Raw genomic sequence first — 23,506 nt, 5'->3', positions numbered from 1 at the left:
AGCTGTTCAGCGTTGAGTGACTAGTACCCGATGGCAGAAATATCGAGCCCCTGGGACTTTACTGGCAGCTTACAAGGGTACGACCTGATTTCAATGTGACACTTGATGAATAGATATCGCTCTACGCCTATAGTTTCGACTATTTCAATTCAAACCATATCCGTATCAGATATAAGTTCTGTGAATATGGGTGTTACTACGCAAATTTGCTAGCTAAAATCCGGGGATACGGAATCCGCTTAGCGGGCTGACCTACGCGTTAGCCTCTACATAGCTGTAGCTACCGCCAGCAAATCAAATGGAAAACCCTGAAACTCTCAAGCTAAATCCTGTCAATGCAGTTCATTCGCAGCCACAGGCCAACTATGGAACCAAAAAGGTTATTGTTATCGAAGGAACTGAGAATATCAGCCTGATAAGCGCTTCATTAACTCAAAACCTGATCGTTGGTGGTCATCTGGATAGAGATCCAATGAATACATCGTTTGCGACCGATAGTGAGCATATGGGTGTTTTACTGTCTGGAGCCCAGGTAAGTGCATCCACATTTATTGGCCACTATCCTGGCCTAAACGCTGATGCCCTGGATGATAACCACCCAACGGTCATCAATAACAGCCGTTTTGTTCTAGTAGAAGGACGAGGATATAAATTTCAGACTGTTATCCCCATTAAGCAACCGATAACGGAATATCAACCAACCGCTGTTGGTAAAGGGGCAAATTTGAGTCGAGCCAACTTTAAGCAAGCCGACTTAACAGGGACTGACTTTACCGGTTGCAATTTAGAAGGTGCTAACTTTACAGCAGCGAATTTAAAGGACTGTAAATTTACTGGCGCGAATTTAACCAAGTCCAGTTTCAACGGTGCTGACTTGTCAAACGCTATCCTTACAGGAGCCAATTTATCTGGTGTCGATTTTAGTTCTACAGTGACGTCTGAGGCAACGGACTTTAGCCATGCCTACTTAGTGGGTGCGCGGTTCTATTGCTTGGGTGGTGAAAAATTTGCCTATTTAGGTTGTTTTCACGGTGCGATCTTTGCTGATGGAGAGCGGAGAATAGAAGTAGCAAATGCTGACTTTAGCAGGCTTTCTAATCTAGTTAATGGGCAATTTGCTTGTTTCTATAAATCTGATGTCGTCTTACCGGCAAATGTAGAATCCATTTCTACCAACAGATTTGTTGAGGCAAGAGAAGCTGCACCTAGCATTAACGAAGCAGCAGCTTCAACGCCTGCTGCTTCCTGGGGCGATGGATATTAAGGGGATTTGAGCCCTTTCTTTGCCCTAACCAACCCTATATCGCTTGTCATCGCCAATGCTGTTTTCTGTGTGCACCAAGCTATAGTTTCAATATAGAAAGATGGTGAGTCATCTCGATGATAAAAAAAGTTGGATAGGATCTTTAGTAATATCTGAGCAATCAGCCAGCAAGATTGGGTATGTCAAAGCGATTAATCCTATGCTTGAAGATGCTGCTGAGACGATTATAGTTGTTCCCTCTCCAATTATATGGCTGCCAATGGAGATAACGGGTGCTTCTCAATTTGCAAGTGATTCCATTATTGGCGGTGGAGATGGTTGCTTGATAGTTCAATTATCATCTGGAATGACCACTATTCCCCAGAGTGACTTTGGGAGAATAGTGAGTAAAGGTGCCACAATTTCCTGGAAAATTCCTTTAAAAGTTTTTCAGATCTTGTTGGTTAGTTTAGTATCGCTTCCTGCTGGTATGTTGTTTTTAGCTAGGTTGCTAGGTGCTAAACCTCTCCAGCAACAACTCGTTGATTTATCGTCATCCCATGGGGACGACGATGACAATTCTGGCTTATCTCCGATGCGCCAGCCACGTTCCCCAGGTCCTTTGCCAACTCATGATGAAGCTCTAGCGCTACCATTGGTAGATACTCAAAAAGATACAGAAACCTATCCAATGACTCAGTTAATAGTGCAAGAGATCCCTGAACTCTAACTGTAATCTTATAGATAAAGGGCATTAGAATAGCTGACGAACACATTTGTGACGGACACATTTGTTATGAATAGGGCGCAACTAGATCGTTATTGGCAGGCATATTTAGCGTTATATCCAAATTCTCTATGCAGTAATGAAAATTATGAGGCAGAACAATTTGGTGATAATCCTGCCCTAGCAAATGAACTTGGGAACTTGATTCTAGCTGGGGTTAAAACTGCAACCTGTTCAGCTTTATGGGAATGGGAAGCGGAGGGAAGTGAAATTCCAAAAGTAGGGTTAAAAACAATTGTGCTTGATGGTAATGACAATCCATTGTGCATTATTGCAACAACAGACGTAGAAATTCGCTCATTTAATCAGGTCAATGAACAATTTGCCTTTGCAGAAGGTGAAGGTGATCGATCGTTAGAATCCTGGCGACAGGAACATTGGAAGTATTTCTCGCGAGTATTATCTAAGCTTGGGAAGCAGCCAACTCCTGAAATGCTGCTAGTTTGTGAGCGATTTCAAGTCGTGTGCACATAAATGAGACATATTGCTTGACTGAGATTTGATTTGTGGGCAATCGCCTTGCCGTTACTTATTATCCAGTGCTAGAATAGCCGAATCACTTAGTGAAGACTTAGACAGTTTTAGGGGTGATGTTAGTGACGATCAGGTAATAGGCCGCAAGGACACAACCAGAAAAGAGTTGACTGCCCAGGGGACCTTGCCAGAAGTTGAGCCAGCGGTCTCCCCAGTGAACCAGGGCGATGGTCATGAGCATAACCCTAGGGATATTGAATAGCAGGGCAGTCACGATGCCAACCCCCATAAAGCTGAGAATTTGTAAGCGGCTTTGTTTCCTAAGCAGACCGATAACTAGGCTAGCGGCGATGACGGTCAGGGCCATGTCAAAGCCGTTGCAATCCCAATACACATCCACTGAGCCTTGGGGAACGTTGACAAACGATTCTGAGGCGGTCGCGGGCCAATTAAACACTCGCAAAGCCCAAGCTCCTGCATGAGCCATGACTCGCTCTAAATATTCGTAAGGGGTGAAGGCTTCCCAGAGGCTACGAGCTGCCGCTGCCGGTCGGGGGTAAACCGTGACCAGAAAGGATAATACGATAATTGGCTGCTGCCGATAGAACTGCCAGCCCCAGTTAGAAAGGGCAATTCCAATGAGGATGGAGGCCCAAAGGATAGCTTGGGACCATAGGGCAAATCGACAAATTGGAAATAAAAGAACACCACCCAGAATTAAAAAATGCCCGAGACGACGTTCTGTATGAGTGGCTTTAAGCTGAGTAATCTGTTTCCTTTGTCTCCATAGATGGTAAAGTCCAAAACACACAAAGAAAGCAGCAAGGGTGAAGCCATAGGTGCTTTGCAGACCTTTATCCAGGAAACCCAAGAACCATGCAGGGAGATACCAGAGTCCAATCAAGAGACCGATAATTGTCAGGATGCTGTGAAGGTTCTTTGGGCTGTTTTTTAATTTGGAAAAAATAGAAGTTTGGTTTAATTTTTGGGGCTGAAACATTTCAAATCAATCTCATAAATGAACCACCCTAGTTAATTGTCATCTAAGTATTTTCATCTAAGTATATATAGGTGGATTTGATGCAGGTTGGTATCAGGATTTATTCAAGCTTTATCGTGGGGTAGCCAAAGGTTTAAGCAAAGTATATGACCAAAAATATAAGTCTCAAGAGGCTCAAGAGGCTCAGATAATTACAACTCAGTGGGACTCTATCATCTGGATTGTAAGCTCTTCAACCGATCTGCCAATCGTATAGCCAATGCCAAGATCGTCAGAGTCGGATTCGATGATCCAGATGTGGGAAATACCGAACTGCTCACGACATACAGCCCTTCAACTCCGTGCACCTGACAGTTTCGATCAACCACCCCCATCGTCGGATTATCAGCCATCCGCGTTGTTCCCATATGGTGATATGTGTCCCAAATATTCTCAGTCCATTGCTCCTCTGCCTTACTTACCCAATCAAAAACTTTGACTTCTCCTAAACCCAAACGGAGAAACTCACCAGCCACAGTTTTTGTAAACTCATAAATGCTCTCTCGACAATTATCTGTCAACTGCCAATCTAATTGTGCCTTAGGAATGCCTAAGGCATCTTTCTCAGCACTGAGCGTAATACGACTGGTTGGGTCAGGTGATTGTTCGCTATGGCACCGCAATAAAATACGACTCCGGGTATAAACTGGATTGTGTCGTAAAACACCGTATTGATATGCATTGAAAGCAAGGTACGGCAAATCTCGTAGCAGTGATTTTAGCTGACTCCTTCGAGCAGTCTCCAGGCTGGGTTCCTTACCTAATAGACCCAGCAGAACACGCAAGCCATCATCCTGTGAAGGTTGAAAAAATAAATCACCTATTACATTTAAAACTTGTTTTTCTCTTTGAACAGCTTCTGCTAAGGGGATTTTAGGATAGTAATAAGCATCTCGTCGACGATGCCAACTATATAATCTCTGTAACTGACGCGGCTTTTTAGTGACAATCTCTGCTGAATAACAGTCCACATGGTCCTGGAAAAAGCGTCCAACTAGATCATGTTGGTTGCCCAACCCTGTCGGACAAACCTGATTAGAAACTAAGAGTAACCGTGCACTCTCAATCCCTCCACAACAAACAATGGTTGTTGCCGCCCGGACAGTTCCAGTCTTACCTGTCAATGTCCGAATCTGTACTTCTTCTATTTTTGTACCGATGGGATTAGTCACCAGTTGCACCGCATTGGCATGCTGTAACACCCGAAGGCCAGGTGACTGTTGTAACTTTTGGCGATAAGTCTCAAAAAAATTACTCTTGTACGTATATTTAGAAACCAGGGTCCCAATTTTGTCAGGTTCAAACTTAGGAGGATTGAGTCCTAATCGTTGCCAGGCATCTTGACCATATTCGTAGTTACCAAGGTGCATGACCGCTTCTGCTTGCCGGTAAAATGGATCAAGCTCTTGACGACTGAGGGGCCAACCGCTAAAGGGCACCCAGCCTCTTCTCTCAAAATCAATTGGTTCTAGCGGTAAACTTTGCCCACTCCAACGTACAGTTGAACCACCTAGAATACGGTGGCGTCCCTGATGAATACCCAGGTGGGTTAGGCCAATAATTTCACTGTCATATAGGGCCTGAGTGTCTGATTCAGAAAAGCGTCCACCGCTTTCTAAAAGGACAATATCTAATGAAGTTTTAGCCAGCTCTAAGGCCAGTGCAATACCAGCTGCTCCTGCCCCTACAATGCAAATGTCACAATCAATGTTGCTTCCCGATGGAAAGTCTTGAAAATCAAATATCATCCTAAAGCACGCTCTGTAAACTATCAAAATGACTTTGTAGACGCTTTATCCTTCAGAAAAGCTATGTAAGAGGCTGCTTTAAAAGTCCTTGAAGCCTTGTTTAATTATCTCATCCGCTTAAAATCAAACGAGTTTATGGTCACTTTAGATGCATTTATTACTATAAGGTAGGCTTTGATATCCAGATTTCTCCTTGCTTCAAAGTAGTCTCTAATTTAATTAACATATCCCCCCAGCAGAGCCAGGAGAGTTATCCAGTTTAATAGTTCAATCAGTCTTAAAGTTAAAACATCTCAAAACTCACAGAATATAAGCCCTAAGATACAAAGAGATCGAGATAGTTGTCTCTCATCTCCATTGCCGCTTTGAGCGGTTCCAATGTATAAAGCCCCCAGGTTTTCGGGAGGATACACGTACTCAGCAGACGACAATAATGCCCTAAAAAACAATAAGGCAAGGATTACGCTATCACTTTAAAGCTTTTGACAGCTAAATATATAGTATCCCGGAGGCTTTATAGAACCTTTATAAAAAAAAATAAAGTTTGAAAAGATGTTTATTAAGTAGTAATAGGTATAAAAAATAGTCTCTCTATCCGACTTTTGCTCAAAATCAATGCATGATCCGTATCAATAAGCTGTCATCCTTTTTATTGATACATGTCAAGTAAATGTTAATGGCACAATTAAAATGATTTTTATGTGAAACACTATGAAGTGAGGTACATTTTACAATCAACATCTGTCTGAATCTTTATCATTGAAGTTAGCTCTCTGCATAAAACTCTACATCCGGAAGCTGACCTTTGAGCAACTTAGGATTGACCTGCATGAGTGCCTGATAAAATACCTCTAGCTCGGGGCGGGCTTCCATCGCAGGTACATATTCAAACTGATTGGTTTTGAGGGATTGTGCGATTACAGAAGCGGGGGTGTCCATGTATTTAGCTCCCAGCTCTGCAGCATCAGTGGGATTTTGTTGAATCCAATCAAGGGAATCACGCAATTCTGTTTGTATCAATGTCACCACATCAGGATTGTTATCCACAAAGTTGCTGAGGGCAGATATTCCTGCTTGAGGAAAACGGGCCGATTGTCCTGTTACCTGACTCCAGGTTTCTTTAAAGTCTAAATTGTAGAAGAGTTCTAAATCTTGCTGTTGGGCCTTGGCAACAACATTACTGGCATGGGGCTCAGAGAATACTCCCACATCGGCTGCACCTGTCAATAACAGCTGAGCAGTACTCTGAAAGTCCTGGGTGGACTGAATGGTGATGTCCTGGTCCGGCTCTAATCCTGATTGGATAGAGAGAAAGCGGAAGATCATTTCTGGCATTCCCCCCTTAAATGGAATCAGCACTGATTTACCGCGCAGGTCTTCCCACTGGCTAAGTCCTCCATCAGCTGATAACACATAAATATTGCCCCATATCATCACGTTCAGTAGTTTAATCGGTATGTCTTGTTGATAGAGGCCTGCTGCGAGCAAGGTGGGATTGGCAATGATCTGTCCCTGCCCCGAAGCTAGTAATGCCTTCATTTGGTCATGGTTGCGTATAGCAAAAAAATCAATGTCTGCGATCGCATCCCGCAAGCGACTATGCTCAACTAAGTAGGCCAGGGGAATTGTCAACAAAATTGGCGATCCACCGATGCCTAGGGATGACAGTCCGCCGTTGGTGGTGGGTCGTCCACAGCCAGCGGCAATTGACAGCCCAAGGCTAGCTGTCATTAACTGGAAAAACTGACGGCGGTTGTAAGTCATGGGATAACATTCCTGAGGGTTGAGAGATTAACGGTTTTGAGATTAAAACTGGCGGCAATTTCAGGCAGAGTTTGTAGCGCTGAAAGGGTTTGGTAGATGTAAGCCGGATCCCGCTGATGGGGTGGGCGCTCATTGTGCCAGTTATAGACAATGTGGGCCGGACATCGGGAAAGCACCAGGAGACGATCGCCCATTGTCACCGCTTCCGCCAGGTCGTGGGTCACTAAAATAGCCATTGCCCGATGTCGTTGTACCCAAGTCACCACCAGTTGTTGTAGCTGCTGACGTGTGCCAATATCGAGGGAACTAAATGGCTCATCTAGCAAGAGCAGTTGGGGGTTGATGGCAAATGCCCTGGCCAAATTTACCCGCTGTTTCATGCCGCCACTGAGCTGAGGTGGGTACAGGAACATAGCCTCCGACAACCCGACAGTTTTTGCCAACTGTTGGGCCTGTTGCAGCTGCTGTTGTCGACTGATGCCTTTAGCTTTTAAGCCCAGGGCAATATTCTCGATGACTGTATACCAGGGAAAAAGCCGGGGTTCTTGAAAGACATAGGCGGTCGCCATGGATATGCTGCCAACGGTCCCTGTTGTTGGCAACAGCAAGCCTGCTAACACATTAAGGAGTGTGGTTTTACCACAGCCAGAAGGCCCCATAATCCCCACAATTTCCCCAGGCCCAGCGCTCAGATGAATAGCCTCCAAGATTAGCCGGGATCTATAAGAGCGATAGATGTTGTCCAGCAGTTGCATCATTGTCACCATCCCAGGGGTTTAGCCGGTTGTTGCCAGGGTAGAAGCTGTTGTTGCAGTCGTCGCAGCATTGTGTCGGAGGCCAGAACCAAGCCAATGGTAATCACGATCCAGGCCATCACTTCCGCTGTATCTAGATTGGCGCGGGCGGTATTGAGTTCAGCGCCAATGCCGGTGGGCGTGGCCAACACCTCAGACATGATCGACACGCGCCAGGCGAGGCCTAATCCGGTCACGAGTAACGGTAATAGCCGCGACACCAAATGGGGCCAATAGAGTGACTGAAATCGCGATGTACCGGACAGCTGATACACCTGGGCGACGTCTACTAGGTTGGGGTCAAGGGTCATCACTGCATTGACTACTCCAGCAAACACCATGGGTCCCACCGTAATTGCCACGGTAAAAATTGAGTTGGCGTGGCCCAGACCAAACCACACCATTGTCAACATTAACCAGGCGATGGGGGGTGTACCTAGCAGGGCAATGGCGACAGGGGTGAGTGCTGGACGAACCCAGGACTGACGACCCGCGGCCAGTCCCAACAGACCGCCAATGCCCAAGGCCAGGATAAATCCGACCAGGACATGCAGACTAGTGGCTGCGATCGCAGCCCACAGCCGCCTTTCTAAGAGAAGCGATCGCAAAACAACGGCCACCTCAATCGGGGCAGGCAAGATCACGCGACTGTACTGCTGCGAGCCCCATTGCCAGCCCCCCAACACCAGTATCAGTGTCCCCAGGCCCAATAGTATCGACCGCAGCCGAGTCAACGCGTTGACATCAGGTTGATTAGATAACATGGGCTGACTAAAACTGAAACACGATACGAAGATTGCCAAGATCAACAGTGAACGACTCAATGAGAATTTCTATTGGTAAAAAATGCAATCGTCTGTAAATTGCAGCAGCCGGAATGCCCCTACCCACGAATTCTGCTCAGTGTAAGCGCTTTAAACAAGTCATTTCTCACAAGTGGAGATTTAATTTAGATTTATGTAGTAATTATTTGTTGTCTGACAGGTTGTCTTTTGACAACTCTCTTTTAAGCAGTTACTGAGTAACACAGTTTAGCTACAGCCTGCATGATCAGACTTTTATACAAGACAACAGTGCTACCTAAATTTAGGTAGTTATAACTAAATTTAAAGATTTGCATCCATAGCTACATTGGGTGACTTGGAACAACGCCTGTGCCTCTATCTACCGATGATCCCCCCAGTTCATACCCCTAATTTATAGGCCCCAATCAGCCGCAGAACGACTTGCATATCTAGGTCTATCGACCTATCATCGGAACATAAGCTATATCAGGTACAGAGGCAACTGTCTAAAGGCACAAAAAGATTTTTCTTTTAATGTTGTTCTTAGTCAGGCTAAATACGTGTATCTAAGGAGACTAGAATATGTCACGCCAAGTCGGTGATCGTTATGCCTGTGATAAGTGTGGAGCCCAGTTGGTTTATGAAAAGCCATGCCCCTGTCCTTCGGACAGTATGCCCCACTCAGAAATCTGTTGTGGAGAGCAGATGAAGATGGTGCAAGCAGGGACTCCGGAGAATATGAAAAAAGGCTAGGGTGTTGCCCCCTTGGGAAATTTCCACCGAATTAACACTATGAAAATAAGTAGGTTTTGACGTAAATGGTTCGGCTGAAGCTGGGTTTGAAACATCACCGTCGAAGCCTTAGTTAAATGGTGAGTATAGAGAGCAGTGAAGGACTGCAGATATAACCGCAGACATAACCTATGACAACAGCAACTATAGACCCACTGGTTAAATACAAAACCCTACCTATCTGGGCAGAAACAACGTTACCAGAATCGTTTCAAACTCAGCACAATACAAAGCCAGGCACCTGGGGAAAAATCACAGTATTAGCAGGCCAATTGCAGTATGAGGCCCTAAATGAGGCTGGAGAGATCCTGTCTACCGACATCATCACCACACAGCACACAGACTTCTTTGTATCACCAGGAGCCTGGCATCGGGTCAAGCCTCTAGGCCCCCTACAGTGTTTTGTTGAGTTTTACTGTCGCTCCGAAGACTACTTTCAAAAGAAATATCATTTTGCAGCGCCTCACCGAGATATCCAGGCGCTCATTCAAGGACCTTTGGCAGACTGTCAGGCGATGAACGTCTTAGATTTAGGTTGCGGGAAAGGTCGCAATTCTACCTATTTATACGCTAAGGGGCATCAGGTGACAGCATTGGATAAAAATACCAGTGCTATTCAGCATCTTCGGGAGATTATTCAAACGGAAAAGGTTGGGGATAGATTTCAAGCCCGGGTGCACAACATTGAATCAGCGGCGCTTGATGACTACTACGATTTGATTATTTCCACGGTTGTTTTTCAGTTTTTGAGGTATAAAACTCTATCCCATGTGATTGAGAACATGCAGGCTCAAACGAAGCCCCAGGGCTATAACTTTATTATTGCCCCAGTTTCATCGTCGGAGTTTCCCTGTCCTCTCAAATTTCCGACTACCTTGGTGCCCCAGGAACTGCGTGACTATTACAAGCACTGGCATATTTGTGAGTATCAAGAACAAGTGGGCAAATTTCATCGCAAAGATAGCAACGGCAACCCTATTGAATCTATCTTTGCTACTCTGCTGGCTCAGAAACGTACTTAGCCCCCTAAAGGATGTCGTCGTCTCGCCGGGTTAGTGAGAAAGAAGGCGTCCTTAGCCTGTCCTCATTCGAGGACAGGCTAACCCAGTTGAACTGGATGGTCAGGGTAGCCTGCAATACGGGGCCAGACTACCTCAGTAGATCACTCTAGTAGATCACTCTAATTGTGATAGCTCACTGAGGGTAACGGCATCCGCTAGACCATAAATTTGCTTCAAGTAGTCCGTATACTCAGAAGATTTTTTTCGAGAATAGTTGAGGTTCTTATACAGACCGATCAGGTGAGTAAAATAATCTCGGGCTGACGATTTATTGTCAAACTTATAACATCTAGTCACCAGGTCATTGACCAGGTTAAAGCTCTCTTTCTGACGGGCTAGGGGTGTGCTGGAATCAACGGCATCAAAGGCATCCTGTTGTAGATAGACCATGTCCACAAATAGGGATTTTTGATACGTCACATAGTCATCCAGGGTCACCCCATCCTCACCCGTGACTTGCATCATCTGATAAATACTATCCCCTTGTTTCAAGAGACTGTTCATGGCCTGGACCTGGTCAACCCAGTCAGAGGCAATCTCCTTTTTTAACCATGGTGTGAGTTGGGTCAGGTAGCGCGACCACGAAATTAACGGATCGATAGCTGGATAAAAACGCTTGTATGCCCGATCATAGCTCAGACCTAAGAAGGTTTTAACGGTGCTCATGGTGGATTGGGTGACCGGTTCTTCAAAGTTTCCTCCGGCCGGAGAAACAGTGCCTACCATGGTGAGACTGCCCACACTGCCATCATTGGTGCGAATCACTCCAGAGCGCTCGTATACTCCTTTAATTGAAGAGTCTAAATAAGCTGGAAACGCTTCCTCCCCAGGAATTTCCTCCATCCGCCCTGAGGTTTCTCGCATGGCCTGAGCCCAGCGAGAGGTAGAATCCGCCAGGAGGAGAACGTCATAGCCCATTTGACGATAGTACTCACCTAAGGTGATACCGGTATAGATGGACGCCTCGCGGGAGGCCACTGGCATGGAAGACGTATTGCAAATAATGATGGTACGCTCCATCAGTGAGGCCCCTGTCTTTGGATCTTTCAGTTCCGGAAATTCAGTAATGGTTTCTACCACTTCACCCGCTCGCTCACCACAAGCAACAACCAGAACAATATCAACGGCGGCATATCGAGACAGGGTGTGCTGCAATACGGTTTTGCCAGCCCCAAAAGGCCCTGGGATACAGGCAGTGCCCCCACGGGCAATCGGGAAAAAGGTATCAATAATCCGCTGGGTTGTCATCAGCGGCTCATCAGGGTAAAGCCGTTCTGAGAATCGCTGTGTCAGCAGCCGTTGTGGCACCGATCGCCGTACAGGCCATTGTTGAGTCATATCCAGGGTATGCTCTCGACCACTGGCCTCCCGGATGCGCGCAATCGGCGTGTTCACGGTGAAACTCCCCTGTTGGATCCAGATCAGCTCCACCTCACCCGGTTGATCGAAAGGGACCATAATTTTATGGCGAAATCGACCTTCCTGAACCGTACCGAGAGTATCTCCAGCCTTGAGTTGAGCACCCAAATGTACTGTCGGCACAAATGACCATTTTTTCCGTTCATCCAGGGCCTTGACATCGACACCCCGAGGTAGAAACGTACCGTAGGATACTGCCAACAGATCTAGCGGATTTTGTAGACCGTCATACACTTGACCGAGTAACCCCGGCCCCAAGCTGACAGAGAGTAACTGGCCCGTTTGCTCCACAGGATCGCCAATTCCCACCCCCCGCGTACTTTCAAAGACCTGGGCATCGGCTTCATATCCCCGTACCCGCAGCACTTCAGCCTTGAGTCTCTCAGTCCGACCGTCATTCTGCCGCTGGGGAGAAATGTAGACCACTTCATTCTTGGTCAAGGGACGCCCGTCCGTCGGGGCCATTTTAATGGTGACAATATCTTCTTGAACAGCAACAACCCTAGCTGGCTTGTACATTTCAGACATCGGACTCTCCTCATACAAACAGCTGATCAAATTCGCCCACCCCAGCGTCCACCAGGTTCTTGAACCGCTCTACGGCCAACGGGCCATCGTATCGAACCCATCGATCAATCAAGTCCCAACGCATTACATAAATTACCACTGCTTCAAAATCAAAGTAGTGCTCTGCTCCTAACTGACCTAATCGCTTCCAAACGTAGCTAAATAACACACGTTCTAACGCCACTGATTCATCGGCATGCAACAACTGTTGGGCTTCTAACAGCCAGGGAAAATTCCCCTGTAGTCGAAAGGCGGGTTCTGTCCAATGACGTTCAATGTGTTTAACCCAGCGCCCATACCCCCAGGGTTCTCCCACCGGTGCGGTTTTCTCGCCTCGCTGACGACGGCGTAGGGCGGCGACAATCGTGTGTAGCTCTAAGCGAAACGCGACGACTTCTCGCAGGAGCGGATTTTTGACCTGCTGAAAGAATTGCTCTGCTGCTGCGACAATTTCCGCATCTGTTCGCGATATGGGCACATGGTGCCAACGAATTAAGGACTGTATTTGCTGCAGGCGTACAGCATCTTCCTCACTCAGCATCTTCAGACGAGCTTCCAGTTTAAATCGCGACAACGGCGTCTGCTGAGCTTCAAAAAGCTCGCCAAGATAGGGCAGGCTTGCCATCAGGGTGACGTACTGGTTGGCCTTAAACATTGTTATACCTATTTGACAATGCCTTCTAGAAGTGCGCGGAAACGGGGTTGGAGATACTGAAGAAGTACATCGGCAATGGCGCGATCGCTAACATCTAGCACAACTTCCTGATCCACCAGTCGGATCCTCAGGCCCCCGTGATTATCGTTAGCCACACCAAAGGTGATGCCTTCTTGCAGTGCTTCTTGACTAATCAGACGGATAAAATGGGTTAATATCCCCTGTTCCAATTCCTCAGGGTTACGACTGAGTTCCTCAAACCCTGCCACATTACGAGGCAACAAGATCTCCACTGATTGCGCATCGTCAATCTCGTCTTGAGCTCGGCCTGCTATTTCTAGAATAAGTCGCTGTAAGAGTTCTGGTTTCTGAGCTTCGACACCGACTAAGCGACGCACCTCCCCGGCAAATCGCTGGCTCAACTCCATTTTGAGAGAGAGCATGGCATCACGGGCGGCAACTTCTAGCGCTTGATGACCCGCTTTTTCCAAACTGTCTGCCTCTTGTCTGGCCTTAGTCAGAACCTCACTCGCTTTTTCATGGGCTTGCTCAATAATTAACTCGGCTCGTAATTGGGCATCTTTTACAATCTGTTCCCCTTGAGCCCGACCACTGGCGACGCCTTCATCTCGCAGTCGTGCAACTAGGGCATCAACCCCATGGGCGGCGGGTATATCTGATCGGTGAGATTTATTGTTTCGCACGGTTATATTTTCCCCCTTTTTTACCTATGGCAGGCTACCTGCCTATGGCAGACTACCTGCCCATGGCAGACCATCTGCCTATGGCAGACCACCTGCCGCTACCAGAGCGAAGACAAAGGCAAACACGGCGAAACCTTCAATAATGGCGGCAGGTGCCAGGGAAAGCCCAAAGATTTCAGGTTTGGCTTTTGCTCCTGCGATCGCAGAGGCACAGGCTTGACCTTGATAGATCGCCGATAGCAGAAACGCCAGCCCGGATCCCACACCAATACTAAATAACCCGGCAGCATTATCCACGGTCACAAGACGGTTTAGGGAAAACAGAACCACAATGCCATAAATCGACATGGAAGAGGGCAAAGCTGATAAACCAACAAAGCGACCATATCCACCTTTAACCTCAAGCATTGCCCCAATGGCCGCTTGTCCAGCGATCTTACAGCCAAGGGCGCTGCCAATTGCCCCCAATGACACAGGAGCGTATATGCCTATCCACCCCAGGAGAATGATAAATTCATTCACGGATTACTCTCCTTTTTTGCAAATGCCTGAAAGGGATATCCTTCATCAGTGATACCCCAATTAAAAAACTCAATAAAATTCAACCGCAAACCATGGACAAACCCGCTAATGATCCCCAAGGCTAAATTAATGCCATGGCCCAGTAACAGAATCAAAATGCTGAGCAACAACCCTAATCCTGGCACTGACTGATACACCTGGTGGGCTAGCTGGTTGAAGGTTAAGGCCAATGAGGCACTGGCCAATCCTAGCGCGAATAATCGTAGATAGCTCATAATATCCCCAAACAGTTTGGAGATCTGGGATAACGAACCCAGGCCAGCCACCAACCGTAAGGGCAGATTTTTTTGGCGACTGCCGAGAAATCCGCCTAAGAAAATCACTAAGAAACCGCCCACTAGTAAGCCAATGCCTAGATGGTGCCCGACGGCTTCCCCCAACCCCAGTGACAAGGTTAATCCGCCAGCAATAACAACAATCCAACCCAGGGGTTTCGCCTTTCCGGCAAATCCACCGGCACCAAGGGCGGCGATGATGTTCGCGAACGTAATATGCAAACAGCCAATTGCGATCGCAAGCTGCATCATGGCATCGTAATTGTTGATATTTAGCACCTGAAAACGGGTGAGCCATGATCCAATGCGCGGGATCTGTTCAGGTCCGGCACCGAAGTAGCTACCGACCAAAACACCATAGATGATGGCCGCTATCAATCCCATTACCGATAGGATCCGGAAATGTCGACCGCCTGCACTGCTCCCCATGGACGGCCAGTAACAAGCCACAATGACTGCCAGCACCAGGGCATAGCCAGCATCCGAGAGAATCATCGCAAAAAAGACGGCAAACGAGAAGAAAACCGCAATCGACGGGTCCCAGGTACGATAGCCGGGGGTTTGGTAAAAGCTGACCAAATCTTGCCCACTACTCAGCTCCGGCGGATTATCCATCAGGGTGGGTGGGGCATCGTCAGGACGGGCCGGTTCAACCAGGAGTGCCAGTTCCTGTTGTTCAGCAAACGCTTCCAATTGCTCTAACTCTCGGGCAGGCATCCAACCCTGGACCATAAAGATGCCAACTTCCTTACGGGTTTGGGTACTCGCATACTGAATCGCTGCCCGATCGTCAGCCCGCGCCAGATTCTTAGAGAATAAATGTATCCAGCGACTTAGGGCCTCATGTTCAGCATCCAAGTCTTCTAACTGGATCTCAACCCGTTGTAACTCATGCTTTAAATCCGTTAGCGGCACTGCCCCGGTGTACGTGCGAGCAACGGGCAGGGCGTTAGCGGGAGGCTCCTGTTTAGAAATGACTACAACATAGGTAAATCGATGATCCGCAGAGACCTGTTGCCAGGGCCACTCCAAATCCTGGAGAGATTTCATCTTCGCGTAGGGCACCCGATAAAACCAGAGTCGGTAACCACCCAGCTGGCCGAGATCGGGTAAGGTAAAATCACCCCAGGGCTCTAAATCTCGGATGCGATTCACTAAAAAATATCGCCTGTCCTCGGCCTCCCGACGGTTTTGTTTATTGGCCAAAGCCGCTGCTAACACGTGATCAAAGTCAAAATCCACATGCTTCAACACCTGATGTCGCCTACGCCGTACATCCATCAGATATAGCAGCGCTTCATGGGCATCTTCATCCCGCACAAATAGCTCTGCCTCTGATTCTTGAGCAGGGGGCTGGAGTGGGATCAAGTGGAGGCATCCCAAACGCTGTAGGCCCTCAAGTACCTTCTCTTGATCGTAACTTACCCCGCAAAGGGTGACTTTGTTTAAGGGAACAATACTCATGCAGCCACTCCCTTCTTCCGCTTGGCAATCTTTGAGTTCACCACAGCGGCCCGTGCGGCATCCGACAAATAAATCTGGATTTTTTTAATATTTGCCTGGGCTCTTGGGATCAGCACCTTATCAAACAGGTTGACTCGCTGGGTAATCTTGCGAGCAGCCTGATTTAGCAACACTTGCCGTTGCTCAGCCACCTGTAATTGCAGGCGTAATTCCACCGCTGTTGTGAGGGCGTCCACCACACGCTCGACCCAGTGAGGTCTGCCCAAGAAAGCATACTGGCGCACTTCTATATCAACCTTCTCCAACTTAGGCAGACGGGTTCCCACAACATTTTCTTCCACTATCTGCACCCCAACGACCTTAACAATATCGGTCAGATCTACCTCCTGAGTTGATAGCATCAACAGCTCGCTGGCAATCAGAGGATCTAACTCTCCCAGCTGCTGGCGAACATCCATGAGCCTGCGTCTAGCTCTGGCCTGCTCAGCCAGTAACTGACGGCGTTTCAGGTCGAGAGATGGCAAGACGTCTTTATAGGTTTTGAGTTGTCGTTGAAGTTTGGTAAGAGACGCCTTATTTAATGCCAACCTTGCCATGGTCGCCTCCTATTACTGCATCTCTTTTGGAAAGTACTTGTCAATCAGCGCCTGTTTCATCAACAATTCTTGAGGTTCAAAGCACTCGGCTAACGTTTTCCACCCCAGGTCAAGCGCCTGCTCAAGGGAAATAGAGACATTAATGTCCATGAAGCGCTGTTTGAATAGCTCACCAAATTTCAAGAGCTTATGATCAAAATCAGACAGTTCAAATGCCATCGCCTGCTTCTGTTCAGCATCTTTGGCATTGGAGTAAAAGCGAACCATCGTATTCATAATCTGACTATGGTCTTCGCGAGTCGCCTTACCAATAACATGCTGCTTAAGTCGTGACAACGAACCAAAAGGATCAATCACCCCATCATGGAGATAGAATTGCCCCTCGGTGATGTACCCCGTATTGTCTGGCACTGGATGGGTGACATCATCCCCAGGCATTGTGGTCACGCTAAGAATAGTCACTGATCCCCCCTGGGCATAATCACAGGCTTTCTCATAGCGACGAGCCAGCTGGGAGTATAGATCACCCATATAGCCCCGATTTGACGGTACCTGATCCATGGCAATACCGATCTCTTTAAGGGCATCGGCATAGGCGGTCATGTCTGTCAGCAATACCAACACCCGCTTCCCTTGTTCCACAGCAAAACGTTCCGCTACCGCCAGGGCCATGTCGGGAATCAGGGTACGTTCCACAATGGGATCAGATGCCAGGTTAACAAACATCACAGTGCGAGAGAAAACACCGGCATCTTCAAAGGTGGTGCGAAAAAAGTGGTAATCATCAAAAATGAGACCGAGTCCGCCAAAGACCACAATGTCTGCATCAGCCTGAATGCCAATGCGAGCTAGGAAAGGGTTAAACGGCTCGCCAGCGACAGAGAAAATGGGTATCTTCTGACTCTCGACCAGGCAATTAAACACATCAATCATCGGCACATCGGTGCGGATCATCTTAGATGCCAACACCCGCCGCATGGGATTAACGGACGGTCCACCAATGGGGACTTTAGAATCCTGTGATAGATCGGGTCTGCCATCAATGGACTCCCCGGTACCGCGAAATACCCGCCCTAGAATGTTGTCAGAATAGGTAACCTCCATGGGATGCCCTAAAAAGCGAACAGACGAATTTGTCGCCACACCTTTCGTGCCACCAAACACTTGAAGAGCAACCGTATCATGCTTAATGTTAATAACCTGAGCCAGAGATAGGCTATCCTCATCATCGCCTTCCACCACAGCTAAGTCGCCATAGCGCGGCCCAGTATCTTTCAGGTAAGCACTCTCAGGCACTTGCACCCGCATGATGTCGCCAACGATCTCAACTACTTTAGAATAACGAACGAGAGTTTGTGGCATAAGAAACACTCTGGGCTAAAAGATGGACACCCTAAGGACTAAATATCTTAACAAAAATGGTATTTTTTATTACTTGAAGCGAAACAGAAAACTTAAAAAACTTAGTAATATTCAAGTCTAGCTGGAGCAAAATCTTGAACAGAGCATCTAAGGAGATCTTGAAACCATAATTTCAGTTCATTAAGCCATACACCAGCCAAATAACAAGTAAGTACATCAGCTCTGGTCTACTTACTGAAAACAAAACAAATCGTTAGCAAAGATTCAAACTTGTCTGAGATTAATGAACAACGACCAACAAGATATCATTTTACTCACTCTGAACCATAGCAACACACCAAGTGTAAACACGGATCAGCAAAACGACTGCACTCAATCAAGCAAATAAACTAATCTCAATGAACCCATGCAATAACATTGCCTTATCTCCAACAGAATTTAAGGTTTTCTAAATAGATTCAATCACTTTTCTCTCATCTTTCTCATCAAAGCAGAATATTTTCTTTCATTACCCTCACCTTTCGAAAGAAGAGATATACAATAACAAGGCTGTATGTCTGTGGCTGGCGTCACAATCATCAATAACGGAGGTGATTTCAGAGATTTCAGGAATAAAGATGCATCTTTTAAATATCAGGGTATCTTAACTTCTCTATGCCGTATTTATAGATATCAGCGGTGTCAGAAAAATCAAGATAATCAGGTGCTGTTATACAGCTATACAGCCTTAATCAGTCACCAATCCCAGGTCTTCTAACACATTTGGGACTAGAGGTAGGATAGGCTCTTTTAAGGTCGCAACAACCAATCCCTAGGCACGTCGAAACCACAATAAACACCAAGCAGGTATCACAGGCAGCATCAGGTATAACAAATACTGTAAAAATGACACACTATCACCAGGTCTAACTAAAGTGATTTCTTTCAATAGGGGTAACGCGAATGACAGCATAATCAGGCTAAATAGTCCGACTAAGAGTCTGCCTCGCTGAAATTTCATCCATCGAAACCGGGTTACAAGACTGATGAGCAAGGTTTCTACCGCTAGAGCTATCTGGATATAAACCATGCCCATGACTAATCCCAATACCCAGTTCTCAATTGGCCTTACCTGATCTGGATTGAGTGTTCCGTACCACCAATCCTGCCACCAGGCTGCCACACCGATCACGATCAGCAACCCCAACAAACTAATTAGCCCAAGAATGATAGTTCGTAGTAGCTTGGCAAAAGACATGGCACAGCAGACAATTAAAGGATTGAGTTGTAGATGCTGCCAAGGCGGACCCATTGCCAACTATACACAGTTAGAAATGAGGCTCCGCCCACTTCTAGTATCGTCTTAACTTTTGTACGCTATGGGTTGCGCTTGAGTGTCCAGAAGGGTGGCGCATCGGGGGCTGTTTTCTGGATCTGTACAATTTCAAATCCATGTTTCTGATAAAAGCGTACGGCTTGTTCCGTAAACGTCACCAAATAGCAGGCTACCCCTTCATGGCTTGCCTGTTGCAAAATCGGCTGTAGTAACCGACGGCCCACGCCTCGTCCCTGACAGGTGGGATTCACTACCATCAAGCCCAAATACCAATGGGGGCAATCGCCCATATCTTGTTGATGGGCCTGCTCAACAGCCGATAACAACGTTAGACATCTTCCCAAGCGATTCCAGCGAAATTTTGTGGGTAAGGCATACAGCTGGAGCTCCCAGATCATTTTCAATAACTCAAGCGGATTACTAGAGAGTTCTCCCGGTGGTAGCCCGGCGGCAATTCCTTCTAAATCCTGGGTTGTATAAACATGATTGTACTGAGTAGAATACACAACCAGTTTGCGCATCAACCACGTCAAAGACTGCAGCCGAAATTCTCGATCGTCAGAGATTATATACGTAAAGACTGGATCGTCTGCAAATGCCTTAGCGGCCACCATACCAGCATCTAAAACTTGTGATTGCTGTAGTTGGATAACATCAGATGATGGCTGCGGTTGTACAACACCAGACGTTTTCATGATTCAGGTTCCTTAGTTACGGTTCGAAATGAACGTTAGAATTTGTCGTTTTTCACTGGTTTAACTGTAATCAAACCAGTGTGCCTAAAGCGTCCCTAAAGCGTCGAACCCCTGCCAGTCATGGATTTAATGCGCTAACGTTAATTTTCAGCACACCGACGCCCAGACAAACAGGGGGGTAACGACCTGAGCAGATGCATCCTGGTGGGGTCTACGCTCACGGTCTCCACATAGGCGGCAGTGAGGTAGGGATTATAGGTTTCATCCCCCATTAAAGAGACCTGACCATGGGCAATCAACAGCGTCACCATCAGATTAAACAGCCATTGTTCACTGGCGTTAAAGCGTTCTACAATGCCACTTCTGGGATACGCCAGGTCCAGGATCGCCCGCGTCAGGGCAGAGGTGTGGGATAGATTTTCAGCCAGGTAAAAATATTTTTCAGAGGTGGTAAGCCCCTGGAAAGCAGCTAGCTGCTCTTGCACAATGGGAGTGGCAATATCATAGGCTCCACCCACAATGACTACCGGAATCTGAATATTTCTCATGCCCTTGTCTCCAAACAGATTGCTTAAGGGAGACAGGGCAAACACCGAGCCAATGCGCTCATCGGCCAGGCTACCATCGAGCAGGTGTTGCAACACCTGGGGAGCAGATTGCAGCTCTAGCAATCGACATTGAATTAGCAGGGCAATATTGACATTGTCAGGCACAAAATCGGCGTCTAGATCACACTGTTGCTCCAGGAGGTCCACATCAACGGTTGCCCCAGCGGCTGCTAATACGGTGTACCCTCCAAACGAATACCCGACCAGACCTACGCGTTCAAGCTGTAGCCGTCCCTGAAAATCAGTTTTGTTTTTCTCTTCTAGAGTGTCAAGGAGAAACCGAATATCCAAAGGGCGATTGATAAACTCCATGACATCAAAAGATTCACGGTTTAGTCCCAGGGCCAAATCATCCTGATAGGCTGCGTTACTGCCAATGTGCTCGGGCACAGCGACCACAAATCCGTTGGCGGCTAAGCTGCGAGCAGCGGCTACCGCATCTGGATTGGTGCGGGTCTCTCCGTAGCCATGGGACAACACCATCACTGGGATGGGTCCGGGAACGGCAATGAGGTCAGTGGGGAAATAGAGATCGGTGGGGTAAGTGCGGTTGCGATCGCGATCCTCCAACATCAGCGATTGTTTCACCACATCAAACCGAGGCACATCTGCCAGCATGGGTAGCGCCTGATAGTCCAACATCGGCTCAGTGGCAGCAACAGCAACAGACTGTTGAATGGTCGCCTGCACTAAGCTGTCAGTAGTTTCAATATTGGTCTCAATAGCCTCAGATAGCGCCAAAATTTGTGGCAAATCCAGCCTGATACCATTCGTCGGGTAGAACCGGAGGATATTAATCAGCGATAGACCCGCCGGATCAGCCGCCGCCAACACCATCGCCGCTCGAATCGCCCGCTGACCATTGTGACGTCCCTCAGTTTTAATCAGCTGCCCAGCGTTCGCTAAAACAAGTTCTCCGATGGGAGAATACAGCCACTGAGACAGCACAAACGGATCGGCTATTTGTTCAGGAATACCGTCATTTAAAGCCACTAAGGGAGTACTCAAAGTCCGCTGAAACGCCTGACGATTTTCCGGTGAAACCCTATCCAAATAAGGGGCTAGTTCATCGTCTATGGTGCCTTCTGTGGCAAATGCTTCTAGGGATGAGATCGAAATCTGTCGCCCTAAAACACCGTAGTCAAAGTAAAGTTCATCCGCTGAGCGAACGGGTAAGGGGCTCATTATCCCAGAAAGTACACCTAAAGCCATCGCTTGCACTAACCGGCGAATCACCTTGGGATAACCTGTTCTAAAATGCATGATAGTTGTCTCAGTTTATACGATTTATTTCAAAACGGTCTGCTCTTTCTGCGTAACTGCAGACGGCTGGTTACTAGCAAATACCCATCGCAGCATGGGGGGAGCCACAAAGGTGGTGGCAATCACCATCAACACAATGGCAACATTCAAGGAACCGGTTAATGTCCCTGTGGTGGCCCCCAGACCTGCAAATACTAAACCCACTTCTCCCCGTGGCACCATGCCAGTACCAATGGCTAGCCGATTCACATTCTCTTTAGAAAAGACAAAATATCCAGCGGCTAGTTTGCCCAAAATGGCAATCACAATTAGGAATGCTGCTATCACTAAACCAGTTCGACTCTCAGGATTCGCCAAGTTCAGGACACTCAAGTCAGTTTTGGCCCCAATGGACACAAAGAATACCGTTGCAAATAGAGCAACTAAAGGCTCACAGGCCTTCTCTAAAGCTGCCGTTGCTTTTGTATTGCCAAGAATTATACCGGCTGCAAAACAGCCAAGGATTTCTTCCAAGCCAATCACATTCGCAATCGTGCCCATCAACGATAGAAAGATAATGGAACCGATCAGCACACTATACGGATTACTGAATCTGCTCAGAAAGTTGATGTAGCGGGGACCAAAAACCTTATTCAAGACAATGGCTGATATTACAAAAAGTGTAGCGCTGACAATGGTGCCAATGACGCTAGAAATCTCCACTGTTCCATGCTCGGCAATACCGATGGCCACGGCTAAAATAGCAATGCCAAGAATATCGTCTAAAACGGCAGCACCGAGAATAATTTGCCCTTCCTTGGTATTCAATACTCCCATATCTTGCATGATTCGAGAGGTAATGCCGATACTGGTAGCCGTTAGTGCTGCCGCCGCAAAAATTGATGCGATCGCAGATAGATGAAAGATCGAAGTCAGACCCACAAACCCGGCTACAAACGGGAGAATCACCCCTGCCACAGCGACTGATGCCGCCTGGGGACCCACCTTGATTAACTCTTCGAGATCAGCTTCCAGACCAATCTTAAAGAGCAAAACCCCCACACCAAGCTCGGCATATTGATTCAGTAAAATCCTTATCGGACCCGCAAAGACTTCTTGAATTGTCGTCGTGTCACTACCAGAAATTAGCTGAACAGCGGCCACGGTCCAATCAGCAACTTCCCCCCCATTACCCAAAACAATACAATGAATACCTGAAACACCCAGAATAAAACCAGCAATCAGTTCACCTAGAACTGCAGGCAAACTCAAGCGAATAGCAAGTTCGCCAAAAAGCTGAGCAAACAGAAAAACGACAACGGTCACCAATGCAACTGCTGCGGCTAACGCTTTAGCATAGAACTCGCTTTCAACTCCGACAGCTGAAGCCAGCAGCGGAGTAAGCACAGAACTCGTGACAACAGAAAATGAAGAAAGAATCATAGTTCAAAAAAGAATCTTGGGGAATTTGAGAACCTGGACAACATTCATATCATTACCAATATTTCTAAACACTGAGTTCACCGGCACGATCT

At 47.2% G+C, this 23,506-nt stretch carries 21 protein-coding genes; 5 read left to right on the top strand and 16 right to left on the bottom strand.

From position 1 onward, the window contains the following. The first annotated feature begins 298 nt into the window (after positions 1-298). The 3 genes from SPB21_RS13985 to SPB21_RS13975 all read left to right on the top strand — a co-directional run bounded on the left by SPB21_RS13985 (position 299) and on the right by SPB21_RS13975 (position 2,504). The gene (locus SPB21_RS13985; RefSeq protein WP_250566047.1) at positions 299-1,264 is read left to right on the top strand and encodes a pentapeptide repeat-containing protein; all 966 of its coding nucleotides are present in this window, start codon (positions 299-301) and stop codon (positions 1,262-1,264) included. A gap of 100 nt (positions 1,265-1,364) precedes the next feature. Continuing rightward, on the top strand, positions 1,365-1,973 hold the full coding sequence (locus SPB21_RS13980) for a hypothetical protein (protein WP_499866915.1): 609 nt from the start codon (positions 1,365-1,367) through the stop codon (positions 1,971-1,973). A 66-nt stretch (positions 1,974-2,039) separates the two neighbouring features. Then, positions 2,040-2,504 carry an ASCH domain-containing protein gene (locus tag SPB21_RS13975; RefSeq protein WP_163703725.1) on the top strand — a complete coding sequence of 155 codons (465 nt, stop codon included), beginning with the start codon at positions 2,040-2,042 and terminating at the stop codon, positions 2,502-2,504. Positions 2,505-2,601: 97 nt separating this feature from the next. Here SPB21_RS13975 and crtC read toward each other — a convergent pair whose 3' ends face one another. From crtC to SPB21_RS13950, 5 genes are all read right to left on the bottom strand, one after another. After that, positions 2,602-3,504 (bottom strand): cyanoexosortase C, encoded by a 903-nt coding sequence (gene crtC / locus SPB21_RS13970; RefSeq protein ID WP_490794294.1) that lies wholly within the window; start codon positions 3,502-3,504, stop codon positions 2,602-2,604. Between the two features lie 212 nt (positions 3,505-3,716). After that, positions 3,717-5,291: an FAD-dependent oxidoreductase gene (locus tag SPB21_RS13965; protein WP_499866913.1), complete on the bottom strand. Its 1,575-nt coding sequence runs from the start codon at positions 5,289-5,291 to the stop codon at positions 3,717-3,719. Positions 5,292-6,056: 765 nt separating this feature from the next. Then, positions 6,057-7,055, bottom strand: coding sequence for an ABC transporter substrate-binding protein (locus tag SPB21_RS13960; protein WP_499866911.1), 999 nt, complete (start codon positions 7,053-7,055; stop codon positions 6,057-6,059). Next, positions 7,052-7,813, bottom strand: coding sequence for an ATP-binding cassette domain-containing protein (locus SPB21_RS13955; RefSeq protein WP_499866909.1), 762 nt, complete (start codon positions 7,811-7,813; stop codon positions 7,052-7,054). Before SPB21_RS13955 ends, SPB21_RS13960 begins: the two co-directional genes overlap by 4 nt. Before the next feature lie 2 nt (positions 7,814-7,815). Further along, positions 7,816-8,613 carry an ABC transporter permease gene (locus SPB21_RS13950; RefSeq protein WP_499866907.1) on the bottom strand — a complete coding sequence of 266 codons (798 nt, stop codon included), beginning with the start codon at positions 8,611-8,613 and terminating at the stop codon, positions 7,816-7,818. Positions 8,614-9,216: 603 nt separating this feature from the next. Here SPB21_RS13950 and SPB21_RS13945 point away from each other — a divergent pair. After that, positions 9,217-9,387: a hypothetical protein gene (locus tag SPB21_RS13945; RefSeq protein WP_163670154.1), complete on the top strand. Its 171-nt coding sequence runs from the start codon at positions 9,217-9,219 to the stop codon at positions 9,385-9,387. Positions 9,388-9,557: 170 nt separating this feature from the next. Further along, positions 9,558-10,448: an SAM-dependent methyltransferase TehB gene (gene tehB, locus SPB21_RS13940; RefSeq protein ID WP_499866906.1), complete on the top strand. Its 891-nt coding sequence runs from the start codon at positions 9,558-9,560 to the stop codon at positions 10,446-10,448. 153 nt (positions 10,449-10,601) lie between these two features. Here tehB and SPB21_RS13935 read toward each other — a convergent pair whose 3' ends face one another. The 11 genes from SPB21_RS13935 to SPB21_RS13885 form a co-directional block, all read right to left on the bottom strand. Next, the gene (locus SPB21_RS13935) at positions 10,602-12,434 is read right to left on the bottom strand and encodes a V-type ATP synthase subunit A (protein ID WP_163703253.1); all 1,833 of its coding nucleotides are present in this window, start codon (positions 12,432-12,434) and stop codon (positions 10,602-10,604) included. A 10-nt stretch (positions 12,435-12,444) separates the two neighbouring features. Then, complete coding sequence (locus SPB21_RS13930; RefSeq protein ID WP_490795459.1) at positions 12,445-13,128, bottom strand: DUF2764 family protein; 684 nt, start codon at positions 13,126-13,128, stop codon at positions 12,445-12,447. An 8-nt stretch (positions 13,129-13,136) separates the two neighbouring features. Continuing rightward, a complete protein-coding gene (locus SPB21_RS13925) occupies positions 13,137-13,832 on the bottom strand; it encodes a hypothetical protein (protein WP_163670146.1) in 696 nt (231 codons plus the stop codon). A gap of 78 nt (positions 13,833-13,910) precedes the next feature. Then, entirely contained in the window at positions 13,911-14,354 is a 444-nt protein-coding gene (locus SPB21_RS13920) for an ATP synthase subunit C (RefSeq protein WP_163670144.1), read from the bottom strand. Next, positions 14,351-16,153, bottom strand: coding sequence for a V-type ATP synthase subunit I (locus SPB21_RS13915; protein WP_499062273.1), 1,803 nt, complete (start codon positions 16,151-16,153; stop codon positions 14,351-14,353). The genes SPB21_RS13920 and SPB21_RS13915 overlap by 4 nt, the downstream gene beginning before the upstream one ends. After that, a complete protein-coding gene (locus tag SPB21_RS13910; protein ID WP_163670140.1) occupies positions 16,150-16,749 on the bottom strand; it encodes a V-type ATP synthase subunit D in 600 nt (199 codons plus the stop codon). The genes SPB21_RS13915 and SPB21_RS13910 overlap by 4 nt, the downstream gene beginning before the upstream one ends. A gap of 12 nt (positions 16,750-16,761) precedes the next feature. Next, positions 16,762-18,111, bottom strand: a complete 1,350-nt coding sequence (locus tag SPB21_RS13905; RefSeq protein ID WP_163670138.1) for a V-type ATP synthase subunit B — start codon at positions 18,109-18,111, stop codon at positions 16,762-16,764. Positions 18,112-18,922: 811 nt separating this feature from the next. Further along, positions 18,923-19,348, bottom strand: a complete 426-nt coding sequence (locus SPB21_RS13900) for a hypothetical protein (RefSeq protein ID WP_163670136.1) — start codon at positions 19,346-19,348, stop codon at positions 18,923-18,925. A gap of 119 nt (positions 19,349-19,467) precedes the next feature. Beyond that, positions 19,468-20,121 (bottom strand): GNAT family N-acetyltransferase, encoded by a 654-nt coding sequence (locus SPB21_RS13895; protein ID WP_499866904.1) that lies wholly within the window; start codon positions 20,119-20,121, stop codon positions 19,468-19,470. 140 nt (positions 20,122-20,261) lie between these two features. Beyond that, positions 20,262-21,992, bottom strand: coding sequence for an alpha/beta hydrolase (locus tag SPB21_RS13890; protein WP_499866902.1), 1,731 nt, complete (start codon positions 21,990-21,992; stop codon positions 20,262-20,264). A gap of 24 nt (positions 21,993-22,016) precedes the next feature. After that, the gene (locus SPB21_RS13885; RefSeq protein ID WP_499866900.1) at positions 22,017-23,414 is read right to left on the bottom strand and encodes a cation:proton antiporter; all 1,398 of its coding nucleotides are present in this window, start codon (positions 23,412-23,414) and stop codon (positions 22,017-22,019) included. Between the last annotated feature and the right edge of the window lie 92 nt (positions 23,415-23,506).

Origin of the sequence: Leptothoe sp. ISB3NOV94-8A, assembly GCF_043421595.1 — a bacterium.
Taxonomy (GTDB): domain Bacteria; phylum Cyanobacteriota; class Cyanobacteriia; order Phormidesmidales; family Phormidesmidaceae; genus Leptothoe; species Leptothoe turfae.
This window is presented reverse-complemented; position numbering and strand designations above follow the sequence as displayed.